Genomic DNA, 22,257 nt, shown 5'->3' on the forward strand with positions numbered 1-22,257 from the left:
TTATCACGTGCAGATAACGTTAGATGATCGTATTCAGATTTATCTGAGAAGGTATTAGCTCAATCACTAATTAATTTTCAGTTTTGTTATCAATGGATTTTATATTTCTCACTTATAGATAAAATATCACCAATTAAATGACAATTTCTTGAACTAAGATAAGGAAATCGTTTTTACCCGCATTAAGATCAAGAGCGTCTTATATAATTATCTTTTATTCTTTGGCATCATTTTTGAAAGAATTTTTTGGGCATTATATGTCAAACAGCGCATTCAACCGCCGCTGGGCGGAACTTTTATTGGAAGCATTAACCCGCCACGGATTGCGACATATCTGCATTGCTCCCGGCTCTCGTTCAACACCATTGACATTAGCTGCCGCAGGAAATCGTAAGTTGATCTGTCATACCCATTTTGATGAGCGTGGATTGGGCTATTTGGCCTTAGGATTGGCAAAAGCGGGCAAAGAGCCGATCGCGGTTATTGTGACGTCTGGAACGGCAGTTGCCAATTTGTATCCTTCTTTAATTGAAGCGGGCTTGACGGGAGAACGGTTGATATTTCTCACCGCAGACAGGCCGCCTGAACTAATCGATTGTGGTGCCAATCAAGCTATTCGTCAGGTGGGCATTTTTGCTTCTCATCCCACGCAAACTTTAGCATTGCCACGACCAACCACAGATATTCCCGCTAGTTGGTTGGTTTCTTCCATCGATAATGCAATGTCAAACCTGAAACAAGGTGCTCTACATATTAATTGCCCGTTTGCGGAGCCCTTGTATGGTAATGAGATGACAGCACATCAAGATTGGTTGCAAACATTGGGGGATTGGTGGCAAGGGAATGAACCGTGGCTGATTCAGCCAGAAATGCATACCACCATCAAGGCAGTTGATTGGGATATCTGGCAGAAAAAACAGGGAATTGTACTGGCAGGGAGAATGAGCGCAGAAGAGGGGGAATATGTTGCCCGGTGGGCAAAAGAGATGGGATGGCCGCTTATTGGTGATGTGTTGTCCCAAACAGGGCAGACTTTGCCATATGCAGATTTATGGCTTACTCACTCCCGCACTCAGGAGATTCTGGCGCAAGGGCAACTGGTGATCCAATTTGGCGCCAGCCTGACAGGCAAGCGACTGTTGCAGTGGCGGGCTAAATGCCAGCCTGAGCAATATTGGATTGTCGATCCCATTGTCGGCAGGCTTGATCCTGCAAACCATAGAGGGCGCAAATTCACTTGCAGTGTGACTGATTGGTTACGGGAGCATCCCGCATATTCACGAGCGCCCTGGGCAGATGAATTGAATTCATGGTCAAAAAGCGCGTTTAAGTGTGTTGAAACCAAGTTGACGGGAGAATTCAACGAGGCAGCGGTTGCGCATCAATTGCATCAATTGTTGCCAGAGCAGGGGCAATTGTTTGTCGGCAATAGCTTGATTGTGCGTTTGGTCGATGCTTTGGGGCAACTTCCGGTGGGGTATCCGGTCTACAGCAACCGAGGTGCCAGTGGTATAGATGGCTTGATCGCGACCGCAGCAGGTGTACAACGGGCCACTAATAAACCGACACTCACGATTATAGGTGATATCTCTGCCCTCTATGATTTGAATAGCCTGGCTTTATTACGTAATCTTTCTGCTCCCATGTTATTGATCATAGTAAATAATAATGGCGGGCAAATTTTTTCTCTGCTACCAACGCCACAGGAAGAGCGTCAGTGTTTTTACTGTATGCCGCAAGATGTCAATTTTGATCATGTTGCTGCCATGTTCGGCCTAAACTATGCGGCACCACAAAATTGGCCGGAATTAAAACGGTGTGCCCAACGAGTATGGGATCGTAAGGAGACGACATTGGTTGAATTAAAGGTTGCAGGCAATGCAGGAGCGGTATGCCTGCAAGAACTGCTAAAACAGGTGGCGGCTCTGTGAAACTAAACTGTCGGACATTTCATGCGCATAACCAAGGGATATGGCTAGTTTGGTTACATGGATTATTGGGAACAGGCGACGATTGGTCGCCTGTCGTGAGTGCTTGTGATCGGCATCCTTCATTAGTTGTTGATTTACCTGGACACGGTAATTCCGTCGATGTGAATTTGACCGGTGGTTTTGCCGAGATGAGTGAGTTGCTGATGGCAACCCTGATAGAGTATCAAATCAATGATTATTGTTTGATTGGCTATTCACTGGGAGGACGAATAGCTATGTACCATGCGATTTATAACAAACAGGATGGTTTGCGTGGTTTGCTGGTGGAGGGAGGGAATCCGGGACTGTTTTCCCAACAGGAACGCGATGTGCGATTGCGCAATGATCAGCATTGGGCACAGCGTTTTCGCCAAGAGCCAATGAGGTCAGTCCTGACTGACTGGTATCAACAACCGATATTTGCTGATTTAACAACGGCACAACGTGAGCAACTTATTCATCTGCGCAGTCAAAACAGGGGAGATCGTATCGCCGATATGCTGGAAAATACCTCTTTAGGATACCAACCTTGGCTACTTCCTGCTTTACAACACATATCTATTCCTTTCTCTTACTTGTGTGGGGAAAATGATCGTAAATTCCAGAGCATAGCGCAGCAATATACACTGCCATTAACAACTATTCCTCAAGTTGGACATAATGCTCATTATGGTAATCCTGTGGCTTTTGCCAGCACAGTGAACTGCTTTTTATCACTTTTTGGTTAAGGAAACACAATAATGCGTTACCCAAACGAAGAAAAATTGTATGCCCCTATTGGATGGCAAGATTGTTCCCAAGGGTTTGAAGATATTCTCTACCATAAATCCACAGACGGCATTGCCAGGATTACGATTAATCGCCCACAGGTACGTAATGCGTTCCGTCCCCTGACCGTCAAAGAGATGATTCAGGCATTGGCAGATGCTCGTTATGACGAGGCAATTGGTACGATTATTCTGACGGGAATGGGTGAGAAAGCGTTTTGTGCTGGAGGAGACCAAAAGATCCGTGGCGATTATGGTGGTTATCAAGATGACAGCGGAGTACACCATCTGAATGTATTAGATTTTCAGCGGCAGATCCGTACTTGTCCAAAACCTGTCGTTGCTATGGTTGCAGGGTATGCCATTGGCGGTGGTCACGTGCTGCATTTGATGTGTGATTTGACTATCGCGGCGGATAACGCCATTTTCGGTCAAACAGGCCCTAAAGTCGGTTCCTTCGATGGCGGCTGGGGAGCATCGTATATGGCGCGGATCGTAGGGCAGAAAAAAGCGCGTGAAATCTGGTTCCTGTGCCGCCAATACAGTGCCAAAGAAGCCTTGGATATGGGATTGGTGAACGCCGTCGTACCTTATGCCGAACTGGAAAAAGAAACTGTGCGCTGGTGTCGTGAAATGCTGGAAAACAGCCCAATGGCGTTGCGTTGCCTGAAAGCGGCATTGAACGCAGATTGTGATGGTCAGGCTGGTTTACAGGAATTGGCGGGCAATGCCACCATGCTGTTTTACATGACCGAAGAAGGACAGGAAGGGCGCAATGCGTTTAACGAAAAACGCCATCCTGATTTCAGTAAGTTCAAACGTAATCCGTAAATTGTCATCCATTATGCGTCAAGCGACTTTATACCAATTCAGCCTGCCCATGGAGGCGGGCATTATTTTGCGTTATCAGCGCCTGAAAACCCGTGACGGTTTTTTGGTGCACTTGCAGGAAAACGGACGAGACGGTTGGGGAGAAATTTCTCCATTGCCCGAATTTAGCCATGAAACGCTTGAACAAGCTAAAGAGTCGGCTGTGGAGTGGCTGCAACAATGGTGTTTGGGCATACAGCCAGAAGAGAGTGAGCTTCCTTCCGTTGCGTTTGGCATAAGCTGTGCATTGGCTGAATTGCGGGGAGAATTACCTGAAACAGCCAGTTATCGCAAGGTGCCGTTATGTATGGGCGATCCTGATGATGTGATCCGGCGTTTGGGATACATGACAGGCCAGAAGATTGCCAAAGTGAAAGTGGGGATGTATGAAGCTGTACGGGATGGCATGGTAGTCAATGTAATGCTTGAAGCGGTGCCTGATCTTCGGTTGCGATTAGATGCTAACCGCAGTTGGACACGCACAAAAGCAGAGGGCTTCGCTAAATATGTCAATCCTGATTATCGGCACCGAATTGCTTTTATCGAAGAGCCTTGCAAAACCCGGGAAGAATCTCTGGTATTTGCTCGTGAAACGGGTATTGCCATTGCATGGGATGAAAGTGTCCGTGAAGCTGATTTTACGCTAGAAGCCCAAGAGGGAGTTTCTGCCATTATCATCAAACCGACGTTAGTGGGCAGTATTGACCGTTGCCGTCAATTAATTACCAAGGCGCATCAGTTAGGGGTAGAGGCAGTGATCAGTTCCAGTATTGAAAGTAGCTTTGGTTTGACACAATTGGCTCGTCTTGCTCAATGGCTCACACCTGATTCACTTCCGGGCCTGGATACTTTGGATCTTATCCAGTCACAACTTATCCGTTGTTGGCCAGATAGTCATATTCCGTGTGTCATGCTGGATAAGCTGGCAATGGTATGGAGTCATGAATGTCCGTAATAGAGTGGACTCAATGGCCGTGGCAGCATTGGGCTGCGGCCTTGCCTGAAAAACAGGCCATTCAGTTATATGATGAGCAATTCACCTGGCATGAATTAACACAAAGCATCAATGCTATTGCTGTTCATTTCCACCAACAGGGTGTGGCGGAAGGTAGTGGTGTGCTCCTGAGAGGCAAGAACAGTGCGGAACTTCTATTGTGTTATCTGGCTGCCCTGCGATGTGGCGCCAGAGCGTTACCTCTTAATCCTCAATTACCTGATCGATTGCTGGCGGAACTATTGCCTCACCTCAATATGGATTATGGGGTGGACTTCACGGACTCACCTTCACCTGTTATGGCGGTTAAGATACTTGACTGGCAACAAAAGTTTCCGGCGAAACATGATTGGCAGGCAAAAAACAACCTATTGGTGTTGTGGGAAAGCCAACGTCCTGCCAGTATGATCCTGACCTCTGGGTCTTCTGGATTACCTAAAGCTGCGGTACATTCCATTGGAGCTCATCTTGCCAGTGCGCAAGGCATTCTTTCCCGCATGGATTTTCAGCCAGATGATAGTTGGTTACTGTCATTGCCCCTGTTTCATGTTTCAGGCCAGGGGATCCTTTGGCGTTGGTTACAAACAGGAGCGACATTAGTGCTGCGGGATTTACAGCCACTGGATCGTGCGCTGTCTGGTTGTACCCATGTATCACTTGTACCTACCCAATTGTGGCGTTTGCTGGAACAACCCCATAACTATCCATTGACATTAAAAGAAGTGTTACTGGGAGGCGCCATGATACCGACGTCGCTGACCCAACGGGCCGAGGAATTAGGTATTCGTTGCTGGTGTGGCTATGGGCTGACAGAAATGGCATCAACTGTTTGCGTAAAACGGGCTGATGAGCTGCCCGGAGTAGGTAATCCACTCCCTGGAAAGTCCATTCGCTTAGTCGATGGAGAAATTCAGATCCGTGCTGACAGTATGGCGAGTGGTTATTGGTTTAATGGGGAATTGCAGCCATTGGCAGATAATGAAGGATGGTTTTCAACTCAGGATCGAGGCGTATTTGAACAAGGGGAATTACGGATTTTAGGGCGTCTCGACAACCAATTTTTCAGTGGTGGGGAGGGTATTCAGCCAGAAGATATTGAGCAGATCATTAACCAACATCCTCAAATTGAACAAAGTTTTGTTGTTCCCATTCCTGATATTGAATTTGGTCATCGGCCAGTTGCGGTGATTGAAACCCAATATCCTGTGTTAGCAGAGACAATTATTGATTGGCTTGCAGATAAAATAGCAGCTTTCCAACGGCCTGTTGCCTGTTATGTGTTACCTGCCCAACTGAAAAATGGGGGAATAAAGGTTTCGCGCCAACAAGTTAAGCAATGGGTAACAGAGATAAATAATAAACATTATAAATGATAACATTATTTACATATCTTTATAAATATAAGCGCTTACTTACTTTTATCATCTATATCGCTGTTCCGGTTTAAGTACAATATCTTAGCCCATGTGGGAATTTATTCATTAAAGGACAAGATTATGAAAGGCTTTATTGCTATTGGTGCCGCTAGTTTGCTCTTTATAGCTTGCTCAGCAAATGCTCTCTCTATAGATACTCAGGTGGGAAAACACAGCACAAGCACATCAGTGGGGATTGGTGATAAATATGCTGGTCTATCTCTGACGGGTAACTGGACTCGTAGTGATCACAATGGTCAGCTAGGTAGTTTAGGTTTAGGCTTCGGTCTGCCATTTGGCCCACTGGCTGCAAACGTCGGTGCGAAAGCGCTTTATTTGTCTCCCAAAGATGGGAAGGATGGGGCGGCATTGGCTGTTGGTGCTGGCTTTAGTTGGGCCGTGACTTCTTCTTTATCTCTGTATGGTGAGGCTTACGGTTCGCCATCAGGCTTAACGTCAGGAATGGATTCTTATACTGAGGCTACAGGGGGAGCGCGTTATACATTTTTCAAACCCCTGAGTGTAAATGTTGGCTACCGTGTCATGGATATACGGGGTAGTCATGGTAATCGCAGTAATAAAGTTTCCGATGGTTTTTACGTTGGCGCTGGTTTGAGTTTTTAATTAGACGAAAATGCTGCAAGGTTATCCGCATTAACATTGATGCGAATAACCTTAGACAAAATAAACTTTTACCCTACGTTTGGCAGTGCGCCTGTAACAATGCCAATCTGAATGGCAATAACTGCAAGCCCGCACAGGAACACAAAGACTAATGCAGGCTTACCTCCTTTGACACGATAGCCTTCCTTGTTTTCTTCACGGCTACGCCAAACCAATAGGCAAGGCAATAACAATGCGAGAATGGAGAGGGCAACAGCCGCAAATGTCAGTGCCATAACAAAATTAGGGTAATACAGTGCACAGAGCAAGGGAGGAGCAAAAGTCATTAATCCTGTTTGTAAACGCCCTTTGGCGTGATTGCGGCGCTTAAAAAGGTCAGCAAGGTAATCAAATAACCCTAAGGCAACACCGAGAAATGAGGTAGCTAGCGCAAGATCGGCAAACAGATGAACGGCAAACTCTACTTTAGGCGCAGCGACAATCTCTCTGACTGCTTTCAATAACCCATTTAGGCCAGATTCTTGTGCAAGAATGCCAACAAATGTATTTGAAGAAATAGCGCCGAGTGTCACCAATTGCCACAGAATATAGGCTAACAGTGGAATGGCACTACCGATGATAAAGATTTTCCGTAGCTTGTTGGTATCTCCTCCCATATAGGCAACGATGCTTGGCACACTACCGTGAAATCCGAATGAAGTAAAAATAACCGGGATGGCAGAGAGTGCTAATCCTTGTTCAATGGGCATGGAGATCAGGTTGATTTTATCAACATGAGGCATCATTACACCGAGTACTATCACCAGAAAAACAATTTTAGCGGTAAACAGCAGGCGGTTAATAAAATCGACAGATTGGGTTCCAATACAGACTATCCCACCACCAATAATGGTAAAAATGCTGATCCCGGCAGAGACAGAAATAGGTTTATCCAACCAAGAAGAGAGGGAAGTCGCCAGTAACTCACCTGCACCGCTAATATAAGCCGTTGTCAGGGCATACATAAGGAAAAGCATACTGAAGCCAGTCAACATCTGCCCACCTAACCCAAGGTAGCGTTTCGCGATAGTTCCTAATCCAGTATTAAATTTATTATGTTGATATACTTCGACGAGCAAGAGTGCTGTATAACTCATTAAAGCCCACAGAACGACTAACATAGCAAATGTAGTTCCAAACCCCACACCCGCCGTTGCCAGTGGCATTGCTAACATTCCTGCGCCAATTGTCGTTCCAGCAACGATAAAAATACTGCCAATAGTGCGATTTTTCACGCGACCCTCATTTCTGAATATGTTGAGAAATAGTTATAAGATCCGCAGGTTAAATGATTGATTTATGTCTGTCAAATTTATAGTACATGGAATGTAAATAAATAATTACACTTTGTGGCTGTGTTGGATAATTCGTTATCAAGCTATGTAATTTCGAGAAAATAACTAAGAAAGCAGAAGCATATTAAGTCAAAAAACAACTAGAAACTTCTTTGTTGAATAACATAATTTATTAGTATGTCAGATAACTTTGCAGTTTGGATATGAAGAATTAGTTAACCAGATTAATAAAGTAGTAAATGGAGAAGGTAGAGTAGAAAAGAAAGTGGATATATGTGGAAAATTTTGTCGGATGTATAAAGTAAAAAACCGCTATTCCACCGGTTGATTACGGGAAATAACGGGTTCTTATATGGTGCCGGCTACCGGAGTCGAACTGGTGACCTACTGATTACAAGTCAGTAGTTTTAATTTTAAATCAATCAGATACCGGGTTACGCATTCAATGTGTTGTTCTTTATTTATAATGCTTATTTTTGCGAGATAGCATACATGGCCACAGTGGAAGTAAAGTGTCGGTTTTGTCACCAAACGAAGGATGTTAAAAAACATGGTATTGGTAAAGGCGGTCACCAACGTTATCGTTGTTTATACTGTAACCGTACTTTCCAGCTCGATTATGCTTATCGAGCATTGGAGAAATAAAAAAGCCGCATTTCTGCGGCTTTGGTATGGAGATAATTGTCGTCTTGGATTAAGATAAGAACAGGCTGTTTTTTAGCCTATTGAGGAAGGTTGAAATATTCATGTGTGACAAGGATAGGAGCGAATTCTCCTTGAGCTAATGCTGCATTGGAAACATCTGACAATCTGAATTTCAATTCCTTCGAAGCAAACCTCATCCACCCTGATAATATCGGCTCATCTTTAGCTTTTGCACTTGTCAGGAAAGATCCCATATTAATCAGTGGTGGTACAGGTTTCTTCCCTCTTTCGAGAATAACACTCATTCTGATATCAAATTTCCCCATCGCTTCTTTTTGTGCTTTTCTGATTTTGTTAAGTGCATCAGCCGAAATCATTACCCCCGCATAAACATCTTTTGTCGATGCGATATAAATATCTGCATTACTTAATTTAGTGTTATCCGCATGGGACCCCACATCAACAGGGACAGTGAAATGCGCATAGGAATCAAATTTCTTTCGATAACATTCCATATATTCGGCATTTCTAAAAATGGTGGGAACTTTCTGTTTTAATTCGATTAGTTGTTTTGATTCTTTACGTGAATCTTCATAATCGTTACAAGATGACACTTCAATATCAATATCACCCCTAACCATTTTATGCTCAGGCGACGTCAAATCATCCGTATTCACTTTCGTTTCAATATCAACCTTACAACCAGAAAGAATCAGCGCTGTACTAGCAATAGCTAACCATTTTTTCATTTGAATACCTTTATAAAATTAAAATATGTCCATATCGTCATCGTATTTAATCATAAATGTTGTATGACTTACACTATGACTTACACTATTTTGTGACGCTGCCAGCGCTGACGATAACGGCAATGAACCCATCAGCGTTTTGATAATCGACGGGAGTGAACCGCTGATTTTGTCCAGCAGGAATTGGAGGAAACCTAGGCTCCCGTCTGCCCCGAAAAAACTGGTGTTATAAACGCGCACGAGTGTGATCAATATCCTGAAATACAAACGTATATTGCTTGGATTTCAGACGGCCGGCACTCGCCGCCGAGTTGCCCCGGCTGCCGTTGGTGATCTTGCCGTTACGCGCCGTGGTAGTTGAATCATCACTATACGGTGCCAGCAGCAATAAGAGAGACTGAGGTTCTGGAATTGAATTGCGGTGGCAAATTGGGTTAATAAACTGATAGCCACTTCTTGTTTTCGTCCCTTAAGTTAGGGAGAAAAAACGGAAAGTGGTTATAAAAAAGGCCACACCGAAGCGTAGCCTTTTAATTTACTTAATAAATTTTAAATCGTCTTTCCTGTGTCGCTTTTGCCCCTGATAGAAATTTTCATGAGAACCCAAATTTAACAGGTAAAGCTCTATTTTCTCTTCAACCCAGTGATAACCAAGCAATGTTAGCTGGTTACTCAATTGAAACTTGTGAACACGAAGAAAACTCAAATCACCTTTCTTTTGTTCGCCAATTTCAGGGTTGTCGATAATTTTTTCTATTTCATCTTCCACAATCGCAAGAAGATTTTCAGGTAACTTAGATAATGCCTTAGAGAAACGCCTTGTTTCATAAACATCAATCTTGGGACTTTTTTGTCCTTCTGACATAACGCGACACCTTACCATTGCCGACTTCGCTTTTCGCCAGTAAGACATCAAGGATAAAGGAGTATGGCAAATCAGGGTTATCTTCGGCTATGCAGCCTATTTTTGCCCAGTGCTCTATTTGCTTTGGCACACTCCTGCTTGATGCTTCTGCGTGAATTTTTACATCATTCACGAAGTCATCATCTAAACGGATACTAATAGCCATTGTTTAACCCTCTTAGTGTTGTACTACATGCGGAGCTGAACGCATACGCCTTCGGAAGCGCACTTATAATATGCAGCATTTTGTTTATTTATGCAATCTTTTATCGCATTAAATAATTAATACCATTCAGCCATTAGTCAGATAGTAACTAGGGTCTGAGAACGGGGCATGGGCTTCACAATACCGCCATCCAGACGGTAGCCTGAGTGGTCATATCTTAAACGGATCTTCAAGTCCCTAAAAGGGAAAATAAGAATATTCTTCTGAATATCCCGGACTCTCGCGGGATTTTGAACTACCTGAAAATCTTCGGTAATTGGATAAAACCATCAAATTCATCTTTCATTAGTACCAACCCCGCTCTATTCGAGGGATTTGTGTAGAAGAGACAGGTAAGTGCGAGGGTTTAAAATGCACTTTTTGCCAGCTCAGAAAGAACTTGTGACACAGTGCCTGCATTAGCAAATAGTGTATCAACGCATTTGCCAATAACGGACTCTGCGTCTTTTTCTTTCACTAATTGCAACAGAGTTTTCTTTTCTGATTCAGGCAAATTGGCAGCCATGATGATGGCTTCAAACTGTTCAATCGTGTTTTGATGGATCTTGATAGTGATGGCATAATGGTATCCATATTGGCATAATCAAACCCTTTCTCAGTTAGTGCCATATGAGCACTATTAAATAGCGGACGACCATTCATGTCAAAGCTAACAGCATTAGGATTAACCAGTCCAATTTTTATCAAGTATTGCGTGTCATAAGCCAATTGATCCCACCCCAGTTCCTTACCTAAAAGGTTAAATTTTTCTTTATTGATTATCTGTAACGGTCTGTCAGGGTTATTCAATGTGCGGATAATCATAAGGTGCCTCTCTTTCAGGGTTGCCATTTATTTTCCTTTTTTTCTGTTAGTTGGGATGCTTGCATTATAACCAATTTATGTTGTTGGGGAATAGCAGAACCACTGCTGCCTAAGGTGGTTAAATATGCAGGCGCAATAATAACTAATAGTGAGAGTGTGATATGACATATCAGGAAGCAAGAAGGAATGTTATAACAATTTAAAAAACGCAGTGAATTAGTGTTGTTAGAATATTCTAGTTCCATTAGGTCAGATGATGATGAATCAAGAGATAGATTAGCAATTGAGGTTGACAATCTTGATTTAATGATATCGCCAGAAAATATAATCAAACTCTGCGCTGAAATAGAAAATCTACATAATAAACTCGCTGAATATGAAAATATGGATCTTGTGGATTTTACTAATGATGTAGAATTGGAATACGTTAAAAATGGTCAGCATGGATTTATTCAAGGTTTCTGGTAAGAAGCGCAGGCAGGTAAGGCAAAGAATCACTCCGGTATCTGTTGCAACCAAAGCTGCATATTTGGCGTTTATCAAATCGCTGTTGCGTTCGGCGGAACGTGACTGGAAGTATTTGGATAAAGCGCCGAATATCAAAGTGCCAAAGCCAAAGCCAAAGCCAAAGCCAAAGCCAAAGCCAAAGCCAAAGCCAAAGCCAAAGCCAAAGCCAAAGCCAAAGCCAAAGCCAAAGCCAAAGCCAAAGCCAAAGCCAAAGAATAACAGGATCCGCTGGCTTGAACCACATGAGGCGAAGCGATTAATTGGTGAGTGCAATGAGCCGTTAAAATCTGTTGTGACTTTTGCGTTGGCTACTGGCTTGCGCCGTTCAAATATCGTTAACTTGGAATGGTCACAGATAGACATGCAAAGGAAGGTTGCATGGATACACTCAGATCAAACCAAATCAGGGAAGGCACTAGGTGTAGCATTAAATGATACAGCTTGCCATATTTTGAGGCAGCAAATAGGTAATCATCATAAATATGTGTTTGTTCACACCAAGGCAAAAAATAGGGTTGATGGAACGATGACGCCAACAGTGAGGAAAATGAGAGTGGATTCCAATACTTCATTTAGAACGGCTTTAAAACGTGCAGGAATAGAAAATTTTCGTTTTCACGATTTGAGACATACGTGGGCGAGCTGGTTGATTCAAAAAGGAGTACAGCTTTCGGTATTACAGGAAATGGGAGGTTGGGAATCAATTGAGATGGTGCGTCGATATGCGCATCTAACACCTTCTCATTTGACAGAGCATGCACAACAAACTGATGCTCTATTTCACGATGATGTCTCAAATATGTCCCACTCACATCTTTCAGTGGTGGGACACACTGAGTAACTCATTGTTTTATATGGTGCCGGCTACCGGAGTCGAACTGGTGACCTACTGATTACAAGTCAGTTGCTCTACCAACTGAGCTAAGCCGGCGAAATTTGGCGGAAGGATAGAGATTCGAACTCTAGGATGGTTTCCCATCGGCGGTTTTCAAGACCGCTGCCTTCGACCGCTCGGCCATCCTTCCATGGCGCGAGATTATGCCTATATCATTTTGATGTGTCTAGCCCCTAAAGAAAAAAAATTATGTTTTTTTTACTGTTTGCTCAATCTTCGATCTGTAATGGCCTTTTCATTCGCTAACCTGCTAATATTAAGCACAGTACACTGGCTTATTTATCGACGGGTTGATATCGCATTGACCAAAATATATTCATACTAAAGGCAACCATCCAAAGAATGTATAAACAACCACCTATCAAGCCATCCGCTATTCCTCGTTTTTACGCGTTATTTGTTACTTTGCTTTTTACGTCTCTATTTTTATTCGGGTATAACTATTTTGATATTTGGTTGATGGAGAAAAAATATGCTATCAGTAGTGTAACAGCTAAGATGAGATTGCAGATTAAAGATTATCGGTATCATGCAAGTCATATTTTTGAGCAGTCAAATACTCTGCCAATCTCCTCTCAGGAGAATACGCCATTGTTTAAATTGCGTCCCGATGTCTATTGGCTAGAAAATCGTTATCAGTCTGTTGATGCCATTATTTTTGGTCAATATAATGACTCGAGTGTCCAACTTGCTCAGCACTTATCTGGCTATTTGGATATTCTCTGGGGTGCTCATAATGAATACTTGTCTATGTACTACCTCAATGGGCAGGATAATAATTTGTTATTGATAACAACCTATCCGATTCTAAAACCAGAAATCAGGTTCAAAGAGAGCTATCTGACTCTGAACTCTGAAACCAAACGTACTGAGATGTTGGATCAATCGTCCGCATTGGAGGAAAAAGAGAGCATTTCCTCCATTAATGTATTACGTGGTGAAAATATTTATTTCTATACCTATAAAGCCGCATTTAATGCAACCGGGCAATTAACTACCATTATTGCTTTTGATTTACCCATTAATAACCTTTTGCCGGTTGATATGTCACCAGCAAATTTCCGTTTGAATACGCTCAACTTATATGAACCTAAAACTTCCGATAAAGTTGAGGTTTCATTGAACGGTTTTGGACTGGAATTTTCTCAGCTTCTTGATGTCGTGCCGTATAAATTGATTTATCAAGTCCCACTGAAGGCACTGATGGTAGATTTGTTGCTCAGGAATGTCTGGCTTTTGCTTTCTATATTGCTTTTCTTGCTGTTTTCTTTGAGTGGATTATTTTATATCCGTAGGCGATATATTGCACCGAATGCTTCCATGGATCATGAACTGAAAATTAAAGATGCCCTAAATAGGGATATTATCGCTAATATTCCTGTTGGAGTCGTGGTTTATGATTTTGAATTAAATCAGATAATGATAATTAATAAAGTTGCAGAGCAGTTGATGCCTCACCTGGATTTGAATAAAGTTATGGCAATGGCACAACAACATCATGGTGTAATTAAGGCATCCATTGATGAAGCGGTTTATGAAGTAAAAATGTATAACAATAGCTTATTACCAGAAACTTACCTATTTTTACTACAAGATAAAGATCAGGAGTTCATGGCAAATAAACGATTGCAATTTGCCCATCGGGAATATGATAAAAGTATTCAGATCAGGCGCTCTATGCTTTCGAATATTAATAATGAAATGAAAAATCCCATTAATAACATTAATGATATTGCCAGTCAATTACAGCGATTATCACAAGATGAAAATGAGCAAAAGTTATTGGATAAATTATTAGATAAATCAAAATATATCACCGAATGGCTTGAAAATATTTCGTTACTCAATGAATTAGAGCTGGGAGATTGGCAGCCAGATAATGAAATATTTTCCCTATCTTCACGGTTGGAAAATATTTTGAAAGCCTCTTTGCCGATATTAAATGCCAAAGGTTTGAGGGTTTATTATCACTTTAATATTTCTCGTGAATCCTTATTCATAGGAGATGCGGTAGCATTAAGTAAAATTGTTACATTATTGTTTAATTATGCAATAACGACGACCAGCTATGGTAAAATATCATTGGTTGTTAGTGGCTCAGGTAAATATGACAACCATATTCAGATTGAGTTGATGGATAGTGGCACTGGTTTAAGCGAAAGAGATTTAACCAGCTTAAATTATCCTTTTCTGAACCAATTAGTGGAAGATAAGTACTCTACCCATTCTGACATGACTTTTTATTTATGTAATCAGTTGAGTAAAAGAATGGGAGGAAACCTTGATATTAAAAGCAAGTTGGGGTTGGGAACACATTATGTTATCAATTTGCCCTTATCGCAACATGATGAAAATAGCGAAACTCCTCAACTTTTGGAAGGGATCACGGTTTTAATTGATATCCATAACCCTGAGATCAGCAAAATCGTCCATACTTATCTCAATAATTATGGTGCAGTATATTTTGATAAAAGAAAAGAGGGTATTACGGAAGAGTACGATATTATCCTTACGGATAGGCAGTATAAAGAAGAAAAGCAGTACAAACAGGAAAAATCAACTATATTGTTAGTGGGGAGTTTAGCAGGATTTAAGCAATTGAAATCAGGAATGGTTCAGTGCAATTACAATCTTGCTGATGATATTATCAATGCAATATCGTTTCTGATTGAAGAAAGTTTCAGTTTAGATGGATCCAGAGAAATTTGTGAAATCTCTAAACCAGCAAGTAATTTAGTTAAAAATATTGATTTAATTGATAATGTTGATAGCAGTATTGGCAATATCCTCAGAAGTTATCAAACTCAGTTGGCAGACAGCGGCTACAGAAAACTGTTTATAGAGACAGTACCTATGGACATTACCAGACTGTACACTGATATAGAACGACATGATTTGATATCACTTTCGCAAACGGTACACCGCCTTAAGGGTGCGTTTGCTATGTTAGATTTGAAATTTCTTAGGTCATCATGTGAGGCATTGGAAAAACACATAGCAGACAATAATGAAGTAGAAATCAAAAATAGCATCAGCCTCATTGATTCCTTTATCACAGAGCTGTTGCAGCAAGGTAACCAATAATATGAATAACCTTAATGTCATTATTGCCGATGACCATCCCATCGTTTTGTTTGGCATCCGCAAGTCACTTGAACAAATTGAGTGGATTAATGTAGTCGGTGAATTTGAAAATTCAACGACGCTCATTAATAGTTTGCCACATATAGAAGCAAATGTTCTCATAACAGACTTGTCAATGCCTGGGGATAAATATGGTGATGGTATCACCCTGATAAAATATATTAAACGTCATTACCCAACATTGGCAATCATTGTTCTTACAATGAACAATAATCCGGCGATTTTAAGTGCCATACTTGAGCTTGATATTGAGGGAATTGTGTTAAAGCAAGGAGCACCAACAGATTTACCTAAGGCACTTTCTGCTTTGCAAAAGGGGAAGCAGTTTACGCCTGAAAGTGTTTCTAGATTACTTGAAAAGGTTAATGCTAATGGATATGGGGATAAGCGTTTATCTCCTAAAGAGAGCGAAGTCCTGCGTTTATTTGCTGAAGGTTTTCTTGTTACTGATATTGCCAAAAAACTTAATCGTAGCATTAAGACAATTAGTAGTCAGAAGAAATCAGCCATGATAAAGCTGGGAGTCGATAACGATATCGCATTGCTTAACTATTTATCTTCTGTCACTATCGATAAAGATATTGGTAACTAACCAATGTGTTATCTTTTCTAATGGAAAATCGGTAGCAGTAGTTACCGATTTTCCATCATTCATAGCTCAATATGTATGAGTTTAAATATCACTATATGTAATTAATGTTTCTTTTAATATAGCCAGTGATACCGGTTTTGACAGGCAATCGTTCATGCCCATATTAGCACAACGCTGTTTTTCTTCTGCCAGTGCATTGGCAGTAATGCCGATGATGGGTCTGGTGTAACCTTTGTCCCTTAAGTATTGGGCAAGTTCATAGCCATCCATATTTGGCATGTTAACATCTGTTAGAATAATATCTGGTGAATTGTTTTTAAGATATTCAATAGCTTCAATGCCATCATTAGCCGTTGATGCGCTAAACCCTATTGAATTTAATTGGTCGACCAGCAAATTCTGATTAATAGGGTGATCATCAACGACCAATACTTTAACTGTATTTAAGCAAATATCATTTTGGATGATTTTGTCTGTGATAGGGATTGTTGATACAGGAATGATTGGCGGGAAACCATGTTCTGACAGAAGGTTATCCAGCATACTATCCAGTTCATTCAGTTCATAAGTGTTATATAGCCAATAATTTTCTCTAATTTGTTCTGGCGAACCAATATGTTTCTCTGAAATTTCTATAAAGTAACATACAGAAATGTTCGTTTTATGAGCTCGATCACTAATTAGTATTTCTGTGCCATCTAGTTGGCTTTCGTCATAGAGGGCAACCTGATAATGATTTTGTGTAAGAAAATTTTGCAAATATTTTTCCAGAAAATCATTGCGAATATTTAACAGAATTCTCTTTTGTGTCCGCTGGTTGGATAATTGTCTGGCATGATATTGCGCGCCATATAAAGGAAGACGAATAGAAAAGATACTGCCAACATATTTTTGGGAGACGAATTCAATATCACCATCCATCAAATTAATAAGTTTTTCACAAATAGCCAGCCCCAATCCTGTACCTTGTGAGGAACTTTCTTTATTGGCACTGATTTGAAAGAAGGGCTCGAATAATTGAAATTGTAACTTATCCTCGATCCCAAGTCCGGTATCTTTAATGCTGATATACAGATAGCCATGCCTTGAACTGATGTTAATAACAACATAGCCAGATGTTGTAAACTTGATCGCATTGTTCAGTAAGTTGGAGATAATTTGTTGTACCCTTACAGGATCATTACGGATGATATCGGGGATATCTGGTTCAATATAGCAGTACAAACCCAAGCCTTTTTTGGCAATCAGGGGAAGGTAGTTTGAAATCACATGTGATAGGATTTCTTTGCAACTGAAATCTTTGGGTTCAATTTTCAATTGCTTGGATTCTATCTTCGAGAAGTCGAGAATATCACTGATAATTTTCAGCAATAGTGATGATGAATTATTCATCGTTGCCAGCAATCGGGCAGATTCTGGAGGTAATGTATGAGACTGTATCAACTCCAGATTACCAATAATGCCATAAAGTGGTGTTCTTAATTCATGGCTGACTGTGGCAAGAAACATTGATTTTGCCTGGTTAGCTTGTTCTGCTGCTGAGGCCATCTCCTGCAAAGATTTTTCCATTTTTACACGAGTGCTGACATCTATCAGTACACAGATTGCGACTTCTTCATTACGATAACGTGAGTGTACGAAACTAATTTGCAGGTGATTATTGTTGCTGGTGACAACATCAATATAGCTACTGGTTTTATCGCAGATAATATCGATGATGCGTTTTTGATCTTCATACGTCAACATACGAATGTAATTATGTGCTAACTCATTACTCAAGATATTAACGCCATCACTGATCCTTAAAATACTTATTCCCACAGGGGCAGAGGCGACAATTTTATGGTTAAACTGCTCATGTTCTTCAAGGCGAATAGCATTCTCTTCGGCCGGAGAAAACATTTTACGTTCAAACAGCCAAACGAAAAAGATAATCGCAATCGCAGAAATAATATTCAAGATGATACTATTAATTGCACTGACTTTCAGCTCATCGTAAATATGTTTTAGCGGCAATGAATAGATAATACGTAATGAAGAGGGGGATAAATTCCGCATTAATACCAGGCTGGTAAAATTTTCATCGTAACCAAAATACATCGGCTGTGAGTTAGGATTTACAACGAGGGGTTTATTATTAGTTTTTATCGGAAATTGCAATTCGGGCTGATTTGATTCGTTTAGCATCATGACTGTAACAGGCCGCTCTCTTTTTTGTAAAAAAGATTCTAGCCTGATAGATTTTTCGATACCTATGATCCCTGTCATATGCCCATTAATATAAATAGGTGTAAAAACATAAAGATTACCACCATCCGCTTTGGGGTTAGGCTGGATCCAAAAGAGCGCTCTTTCATTGTATTGTTCTCTCATGTTGATCAACCTGCGAGTATTCTCGTAGATCATTTTTTTTAGTGCATCAGGTTCTGTGATATTGTTATGAGGGAAAAAGTTCACCATGCATTGGCTTTCTACTCCAATGAAAAAAGTCTGATTTATACTGCGTATAGCGGCAACATTTTCTCTCCAAAATGCAATCAGCTGGTCTAATGAATATAAATTATTATGTGAGGTTCTACGTAATAGTTCACAGTCGGAACTCGCATTCAAAGGAATGTACGAGAGAATATCGTTATTATGCAGGACGATTGTTTGATTTTTATCATTATCTTGTGATAAACGCTTTTCCGCCATAAATTGAATATCGCGCAAGATATTAGCGATATGTCGTATATGTGAAAAGGCTATATCGTAGTTGGCATTATATTCTTGACGAATATCAGATTTGAGTGCATTAAAAAGACTTGTCAAATAAAAGCTGGTTAATAAGGCTCCAAGTGCCCATAGCATAAATCCAAGCACCCGAAAAAGATAACGTGATATCTTTAATGACGTCCGAAAAGAAGATAAATATCTCAAGAGATCGCCTGATGAAATATATGATTAATAATAACTGTTTACAGCATATACTAGTGTAGCAGGGAATACAAAGTAGCATTTGCATCTTGCTAATTCTTCGTCAAAAAATTGAACAAAAAAAGCAGGCACTTAAATGCCTGCTATTGTGATTTACTCTCTTTTAGCTCGCTACTTTTTTATTCACTATTCCCTTCATCAGAAGGTGCTGCTACGTTGTCATTTTCGTCATCGTCATCTGGTTCAGCTACGCGCTGTAAGCCAACGACTTCTTCGTTTTCGGCTGTGCGGATCAGGGTGACACCTTGGGTATTGCGGCCAACAACACTGACCTCAGAAACACGGGTTCGTACTAATGTTCCTCCATTAGTAATCATCATGATTTGATCCGTGGGTTCTACCTGAATTGCGCCGATTACATTGCCGTTACGTTCGCTGACTTTGATGGAAATGACGCCTTGGGTAGCCCTGGATTTCGTCGGATATTCGCTTTCGGCGGTACGCTTGCCGTAACCATTCTCAGTGACAGTCAGGATTTCTCCTTGCCCACGAGGAATGATCAGGGAAACAACTTTATCGCCTTCACTGAGTTTGATACCACGAACTCCGGTTGCAGTACGTCCCATAGCTCGTACACCTTTTATGCGAACAGTACCATCTTCTAGCGTTTCTTCCTCTTCTTCAAGGAAACGAACGACTTTACCCTGTGCAGAGAACAGCATGACCTCATTGCTGCCATCTGTCAGGTCAACGCCGATTAATTCATCCCCTTCATTCAGATTTACGGCAATAATACCGGCACTGCGTGGGCGGCTAAATTCGCTGAGCTTGGTTTTTTTAACAACACCACTCGCTGTTGCCATGAAAATATTCAGCCCGTCTTCATATTCACGCACGGGTAAAATAGCTGTAATACGTTCGTTTTGATCCAATGGCAGAAGGTTGACAATTGGACGACCGCGGGCACCACGACTCGCTTCCGGCAATTGATATACTTTCATCCAGTACATCTTGCCTTTATTTGAGAAGCAGAGAATAGTGTCGTGGGTATTGGCTACCAACAAGCGTTCAATGAAATCTTCTTCTTTGGTACGTGCGGCTGATTTGCCTTTGCCGCCACGACGCTGAGCTTCATAATCGGACAGTGGCTGATATTTGACATATCCTTGATGAGACAGTGTAACAACAACATCTTCCTGATTAATCAGGTCTTCAATATTGATGTCTGCTGAATTCTCAGTCAGCTCAGTCCGGCGAGTATCGTTATATTGTCCTTTGATAACCAGCAATTCTTCACGAATGACTTCCATCAAACGTTCTGGGCTTTCCAAAATGAACAGCAGTTCTGCGATAGCTTTCAGTAAGTCACGATACTCATCAAGCAGTTTTTCATGCTCAAGGCCGGTCAGTTTTTGCAGACGCAGATCCAAAATAGCCTGTGCTTGTGGTTCGGTCAGGTAATATTTACCGTCACGAATACCATACTGTGGTTCCAGCCATTCAGGACGAGCCGCATCATCACCCGCTTGTGCCAGCATAGAGGCAACGTTACCCAATTCCCACGCCTGAGAAATCAAGCTGGCTTTCGCTTCAGCAGGTGTGGAAGCTCTGCGGATCAATTCGATAACAGGATCGATGTTCGCCAGAGCAATAGCTAGTGCTTCAAGGATATGGGCACGTTCACGAGCTTTGCGTAGTTCAAAAATTGTCCGGCGTGTAACGACTTCACGGCGGTGGCAAACAAAAGCAGAAAGAATATCTTTCAGGTTAAGTAATTTAGGTTGTCCCTGATGCAGAGCAACCATGTTGATACCAAATGAAACCTGTAGTTGGGTCAGTGAATACAGGTTATTCAGGACGACTTCACCAACGGCATCACGTTTTACTTCGATAACAATGCGCATGCCATCTTTATCGGATTCATCACGTAGTGCACTGATCCCTTCAATGCGCTTCTCTTTTACCAGTTCAGCTATCTTTTCAATCAGGCGGGCTTTATTGACCTGATAAGGGATTTCACTGACGATAATGGTTTCGCGGCCATTTTTCTCATCAGTTTCAATTTCTGCGCGGGCGCGGATATAAATTTTACCGCGACCTGTACGGTAGGCTTCCTGAATGCCACGGCGTCCGTTGATAATAGCTGCCGTCGGGAAGTCAGGGCCTGGGATATGTTCCATCAAGCCTTCGATGCTGATGTTTTCATCATCGATATAAGCCAGACAACCGTCGATCACCTCAGATAAGTTATGAGGTGGAATGTTGGTTGCCATACCGACCGCAATCCCTGATGAACCATTCACCAGTAAATTGGGGATACGGGTTGGCATTACCTCGGGAATTTGTTCTGTGCCATCATAGTTAGGCACAAAGTCGACAGTTTCTTTTTCCAGATCTGCCAGCAATTCATGGGCAATTTTTGCCATGCGTACTTCGGTATAACGCATCGCTGCCGCAGAATCGCCATCTACAGATCCAAAATTCCCCTGACCGTCAACCAGCATATAGCGCATGGAGAATGTTTGTGCCAGACGAACAATCGTGTCATAAACAGCGCTGTCACCATGTGGATGGTATTTACCGATAACATCCCCAACAACGCGGGCAGATTTTTTATAAGGTTTATTCCAATCATTTCCCAATACATTCATCGCGAAAAGTACGCGACGGTGTACTGGCTTCAGTCCGTCCCGAACATCTGGCAGTGCGCGTCCAACAATAACGGACATCGCATAATCCAGATACGAGCTTTTCAGCTCTTCTTCGATATTGACCGGTGTGATTTCTCTGGCAATGTCGCTCATGGAGCCACTGTCCCTCATACTCCGAATTCAAAGGCTTAGAATTATACCACAAAATGGCAGTTTTATAAAAATCTGACACGGGTATTTCAAGATTAAG

Annotated in this window: 16 protein-coding genes, 2 tRNA genes and 4 pseudogenes; 11 read left to right on the top strand and 11 right to left on the bottom strand. The window is 41.6% G+C overall.

Annotated elements, in window-relative coordinates; genetic code table 11:
- Nucleotides 1-257 precede the first annotated feature (257 nt).
- The 6 genes from menD (at nucleotide 258) to ACE1SE_RS13070 (ending at nucleotide 6,640) form a co-directional block, all read left to right on the top strand.
- On the top strand, nucleotides 258-1,931 hold the full coding sequence (gene menD / locus ACE1SE_RS13045; RefSeq protein WP_374051265.1) for a 2-succinyl-5-enolpyruvyl-6-hydroxy-3-cyclohexene-1-carboxylic-acid synthase: 1,674 nt from the start codon (nucleotides 258-260) through the stop codon (nucleotides 1,929-1,931).
- Complete coding sequence (gene menH / locus ACE1SE_RS13050; protein ID WP_374051266.1) at nucleotides 1,892-2,698, top strand: 2-succinyl-6-hydroxy-2,4-cyclohexadiene-1-carboxylate synthase; 807 nt, start codon at nucleotides 1,892-1,894, stop codon at nucleotides 2,696-2,698. The genes menD and menH overlap by 40 nt, the downstream gene beginning before the upstream one ends.
- A gap of 12 nt (nucleotides 2,699-2,710) precedes the next feature.
- Entirely contained in the window at nucleotides 2,711-3,568 is an 858-nt protein-coding gene (gene menB / locus ACE1SE_RS13055) for a 1,4-dihydroxy-2-naphthoyl-CoA synthase (protein WP_374051267.1), read from the top strand.
- Between the two features lie 13 nt (nucleotides 3,569-3,581).
- Complete coding sequence (gene menC, locus ACE1SE_RS13060) at nucleotides 3,582-4,562, top strand: o-succinylbenzoate synthase (protein WP_374053672.1); 981 nt, start codon at nucleotides 3,582-3,584, stop codon at nucleotides 4,560-4,562.
- Nucleotides 4,553-5,974, top strand: coding sequence for an o-succinylbenzoate--CoA ligase (gene menE, locus ACE1SE_RS13065; RefSeq protein ID WP_374051268.1), 1,422 nt, complete (start codon nucleotides 4,553-4,555; stop codon nucleotides 5,972-5,974). Before menC ends, menE begins: the two co-directional genes overlap by 10 nt.
- A gap of 123 nt (nucleotides 5,975-6,097) precedes the next feature.
- A complete protein-coding gene (locus ACE1SE_RS13070) occupies nucleotides 6,098-6,640 on the top strand; it encodes a YfaZ family outer membrane protein (RefSeq protein WP_374051269.1) in 543 nt (180 codons plus the stop codon).
- A gap of 68 nt (nucleotides 6,641-6,708) precedes the next feature.
- On the opposite strand, the gene tyrP is transcribed toward ACE1SE_RS13070, so the two are convergent.
- Nucleotides 6,709-7,914 (bottom strand): tyrosine transporter TyrP, encoded by a 1,206-nt coding sequence (gene tyrP, locus ACE1SE_RS13075; protein ID WP_374051270.1) that lies wholly within the window; start codon nucleotides 7,912-7,914, stop codon nucleotides 6,709-6,711.
- Nucleotides 7,915-8,466: 552 nt separating this feature from the next.
- Here tyrP and ACE1SE_RS13080 point away from each other — a divergent pair.
- Nucleotides 8,467-8,613: pseudogene (locus ACE1SE_RS13080) on the top strand (IS1 family transposase); the annotation flags it as partial.
- Nucleotides 8,614-8,696: 83 nt separating this feature from the next.
- Here ACE1SE_RS13080 and ACE1SE_RS13085 read toward each other — a convergent pair.
- From ACE1SE_RS13085 to ACE1SE_RS13110, 6 genes and pseudogenes are all read right to left on the bottom strand, one after another.
- Nucleotides 8,697-9,368 carry a DUF7424 family protein gene (locus tag ACE1SE_RS13085; protein ID WP_374051271.1) on the bottom strand — a complete coding sequence of 224 codons (672 nt, stop codon included), beginning with the start codon at nucleotides 9,366-9,368 and terminating at the stop codon, nucleotides 8,697-8,699.
- An 18-nt stretch (nucleotides 9,369-9,386) separates the two neighbouring features.
- A pseudogene (locus ACE1SE_RS13090) lies at nucleotides 9,387-9,599 on the bottom strand (hypothetical protein); the annotation flags it as partial.
- Nucleotides 9,595-9,753 (bottom strand): annotated as a pseudogene (locus tag ACE1SE_RS13095) (phage tail fiber protein); the annotation flags it as partial. The pseudogenes ACE1SE_RS13095 and ACE1SE_RS13090, both read right to left, overlap by 5 nt.
- 150 nt (nucleotides 9,754-9,903) lie before the next feature.
- Complete coding sequence (locus ACE1SE_RS13100; RefSeq protein WP_374051272.1) at nucleotides 9,904-10,233, bottom strand: type II toxin-antitoxin system RelE/ParE family toxin; 330 nt, start codon at nucleotides 10,231-10,233, stop codon at nucleotides 9,904-9,906.
- Nucleotides 10,202-10,438: a TA system antitoxin ParD family protein gene (locus tag ACE1SE_RS13105; protein WP_374051273.1), complete on the bottom strand. Its 237-nt coding sequence runs from the start codon at nucleotides 10,436-10,438 to the stop codon at nucleotides 10,202-10,204. Before ACE1SE_RS13105 ends, ACE1SE_RS13100 begins: the two co-directional genes overlap by 32 nt.
- 516 nt (nucleotides 10,439-10,954) lie before the next feature.
- Entirely contained in the window at nucleotides 10,955-11,329 is a 375-nt protein-coding gene (locus ACE1SE_RS13110; protein ID WP_374051274.1) for a hypothetical protein, read from the bottom strand.
- 192 nt (nucleotides 11,330-11,521) lie between these two features.
- Between ACE1SE_RS13110 and ACE1SE_RS13115 the strand changes: the two genes are divergently transcribed.
- Together ACE1SE_RS13115 and ACE1SE_RS13120 are read left to right on the top strand one after the other, a co-directional pair.
- Nucleotides 11,522-11,770, top strand: a complete 249-nt coding sequence (locus ACE1SE_RS13115; protein WP_374051275.1) for a hypothetical protein — start codon at nucleotides 11,522-11,524, stop codon at nucleotides 11,768-11,770.
- Nucleotides 11,771-12,011: 241 nt separating this feature from the next.
- A pseudogene (locus ACE1SE_RS13120) lies at nucleotides 12,012-12,650 on the top strand (site-specific integrase); the annotation flags it as partial.
- Between the two features lie 14 nt (nucleotides 12,651-12,664).
- Here the strand turns inward: ACE1SE_RS13120 and ACE1SE_RS13125 are convergent.
- Both ACE1SE_RS13125 and ACE1SE_RS13130 read right to left on the bottom strand, forming a co-directional pair.
- A tRNA-Thr gene (locus tag ACE1SE_RS13125) sits at nucleotides 12,665-12,740 on the bottom strand.
- A gap of 6 nt (nucleotides 12,741-12,746) precedes the next feature.
- Nucleotides 12,747-12,834, bottom strand: a tRNA-Ser gene (locus ACE1SE_RS13130).
- Nucleotides 12,835-13,046: 212 nt separating this feature from the next.
- On the opposite strand from ACE1SE_RS13130, the gene rcsD reads away from it, so the two are divergent.
- A complete protein-coding gene (gene rcsD / locus ACE1SE_RS13135) occupies nucleotides 13,047-15,788 on the top strand; it encodes a phosphotransferase RcsD (RefSeq protein WP_374051276.1) in 2,742 nt (913 codons plus the stop codon).
- A 1-nt stretch (nucleotide 15,789) separates the two neighbouring features.
- A complete protein-coding gene (gene rcsB / locus ACE1SE_RS13140) occupies nucleotides 15,790-16,440 on the top strand; it encodes a response regulator transcription factor RcsB (protein WP_193848777.1) in 651 nt (216 codons plus the stop codon).
- Nucleotides 16,441-16,521: 81 nt separating this feature from the next.
- Here the strand turns inward: rcsB and rcsC are convergent, their stop codons facing one another.
- Nucleotides 16,522-19,359, bottom strand: a complete 2,838-nt coding sequence (rcsC, locus tag ACE1SE_RS13145; protein WP_374051277.1) for a two-component system sensor histidine kinase RcsC — start codon at nucleotides 19,357-19,359, stop codon at nucleotides 16,522-16,524.
- Between the two features lie 176 nt (nucleotides 19,360-19,535).
- Nucleotides 19,536-22,160 (bottom strand): DNA topoisomerase (ATP-hydrolyzing) subunit A, encoded by a 2,625-nt coding sequence (gene gyrA, locus ACE1SE_RS13150; protein ID WP_374051278.1) that lies wholly within the window; start codon nucleotides 22,158-22,160, stop codon nucleotides 19,536-19,538.
- Nucleotides 22,161-22,257 lie beyond the last annotated feature (97 nt).

Origin of the sequence: Xenorhabdus taiwanensis (genome assembly GCF_036512875.1) — a bacterium.
GTDB lineage: Bacteria > Pseudomonadota > Gammaproteobacteria > Enterobacterales > Enterobacteriaceae > Xenorhabdus > Xenorhabdus taiwanensis.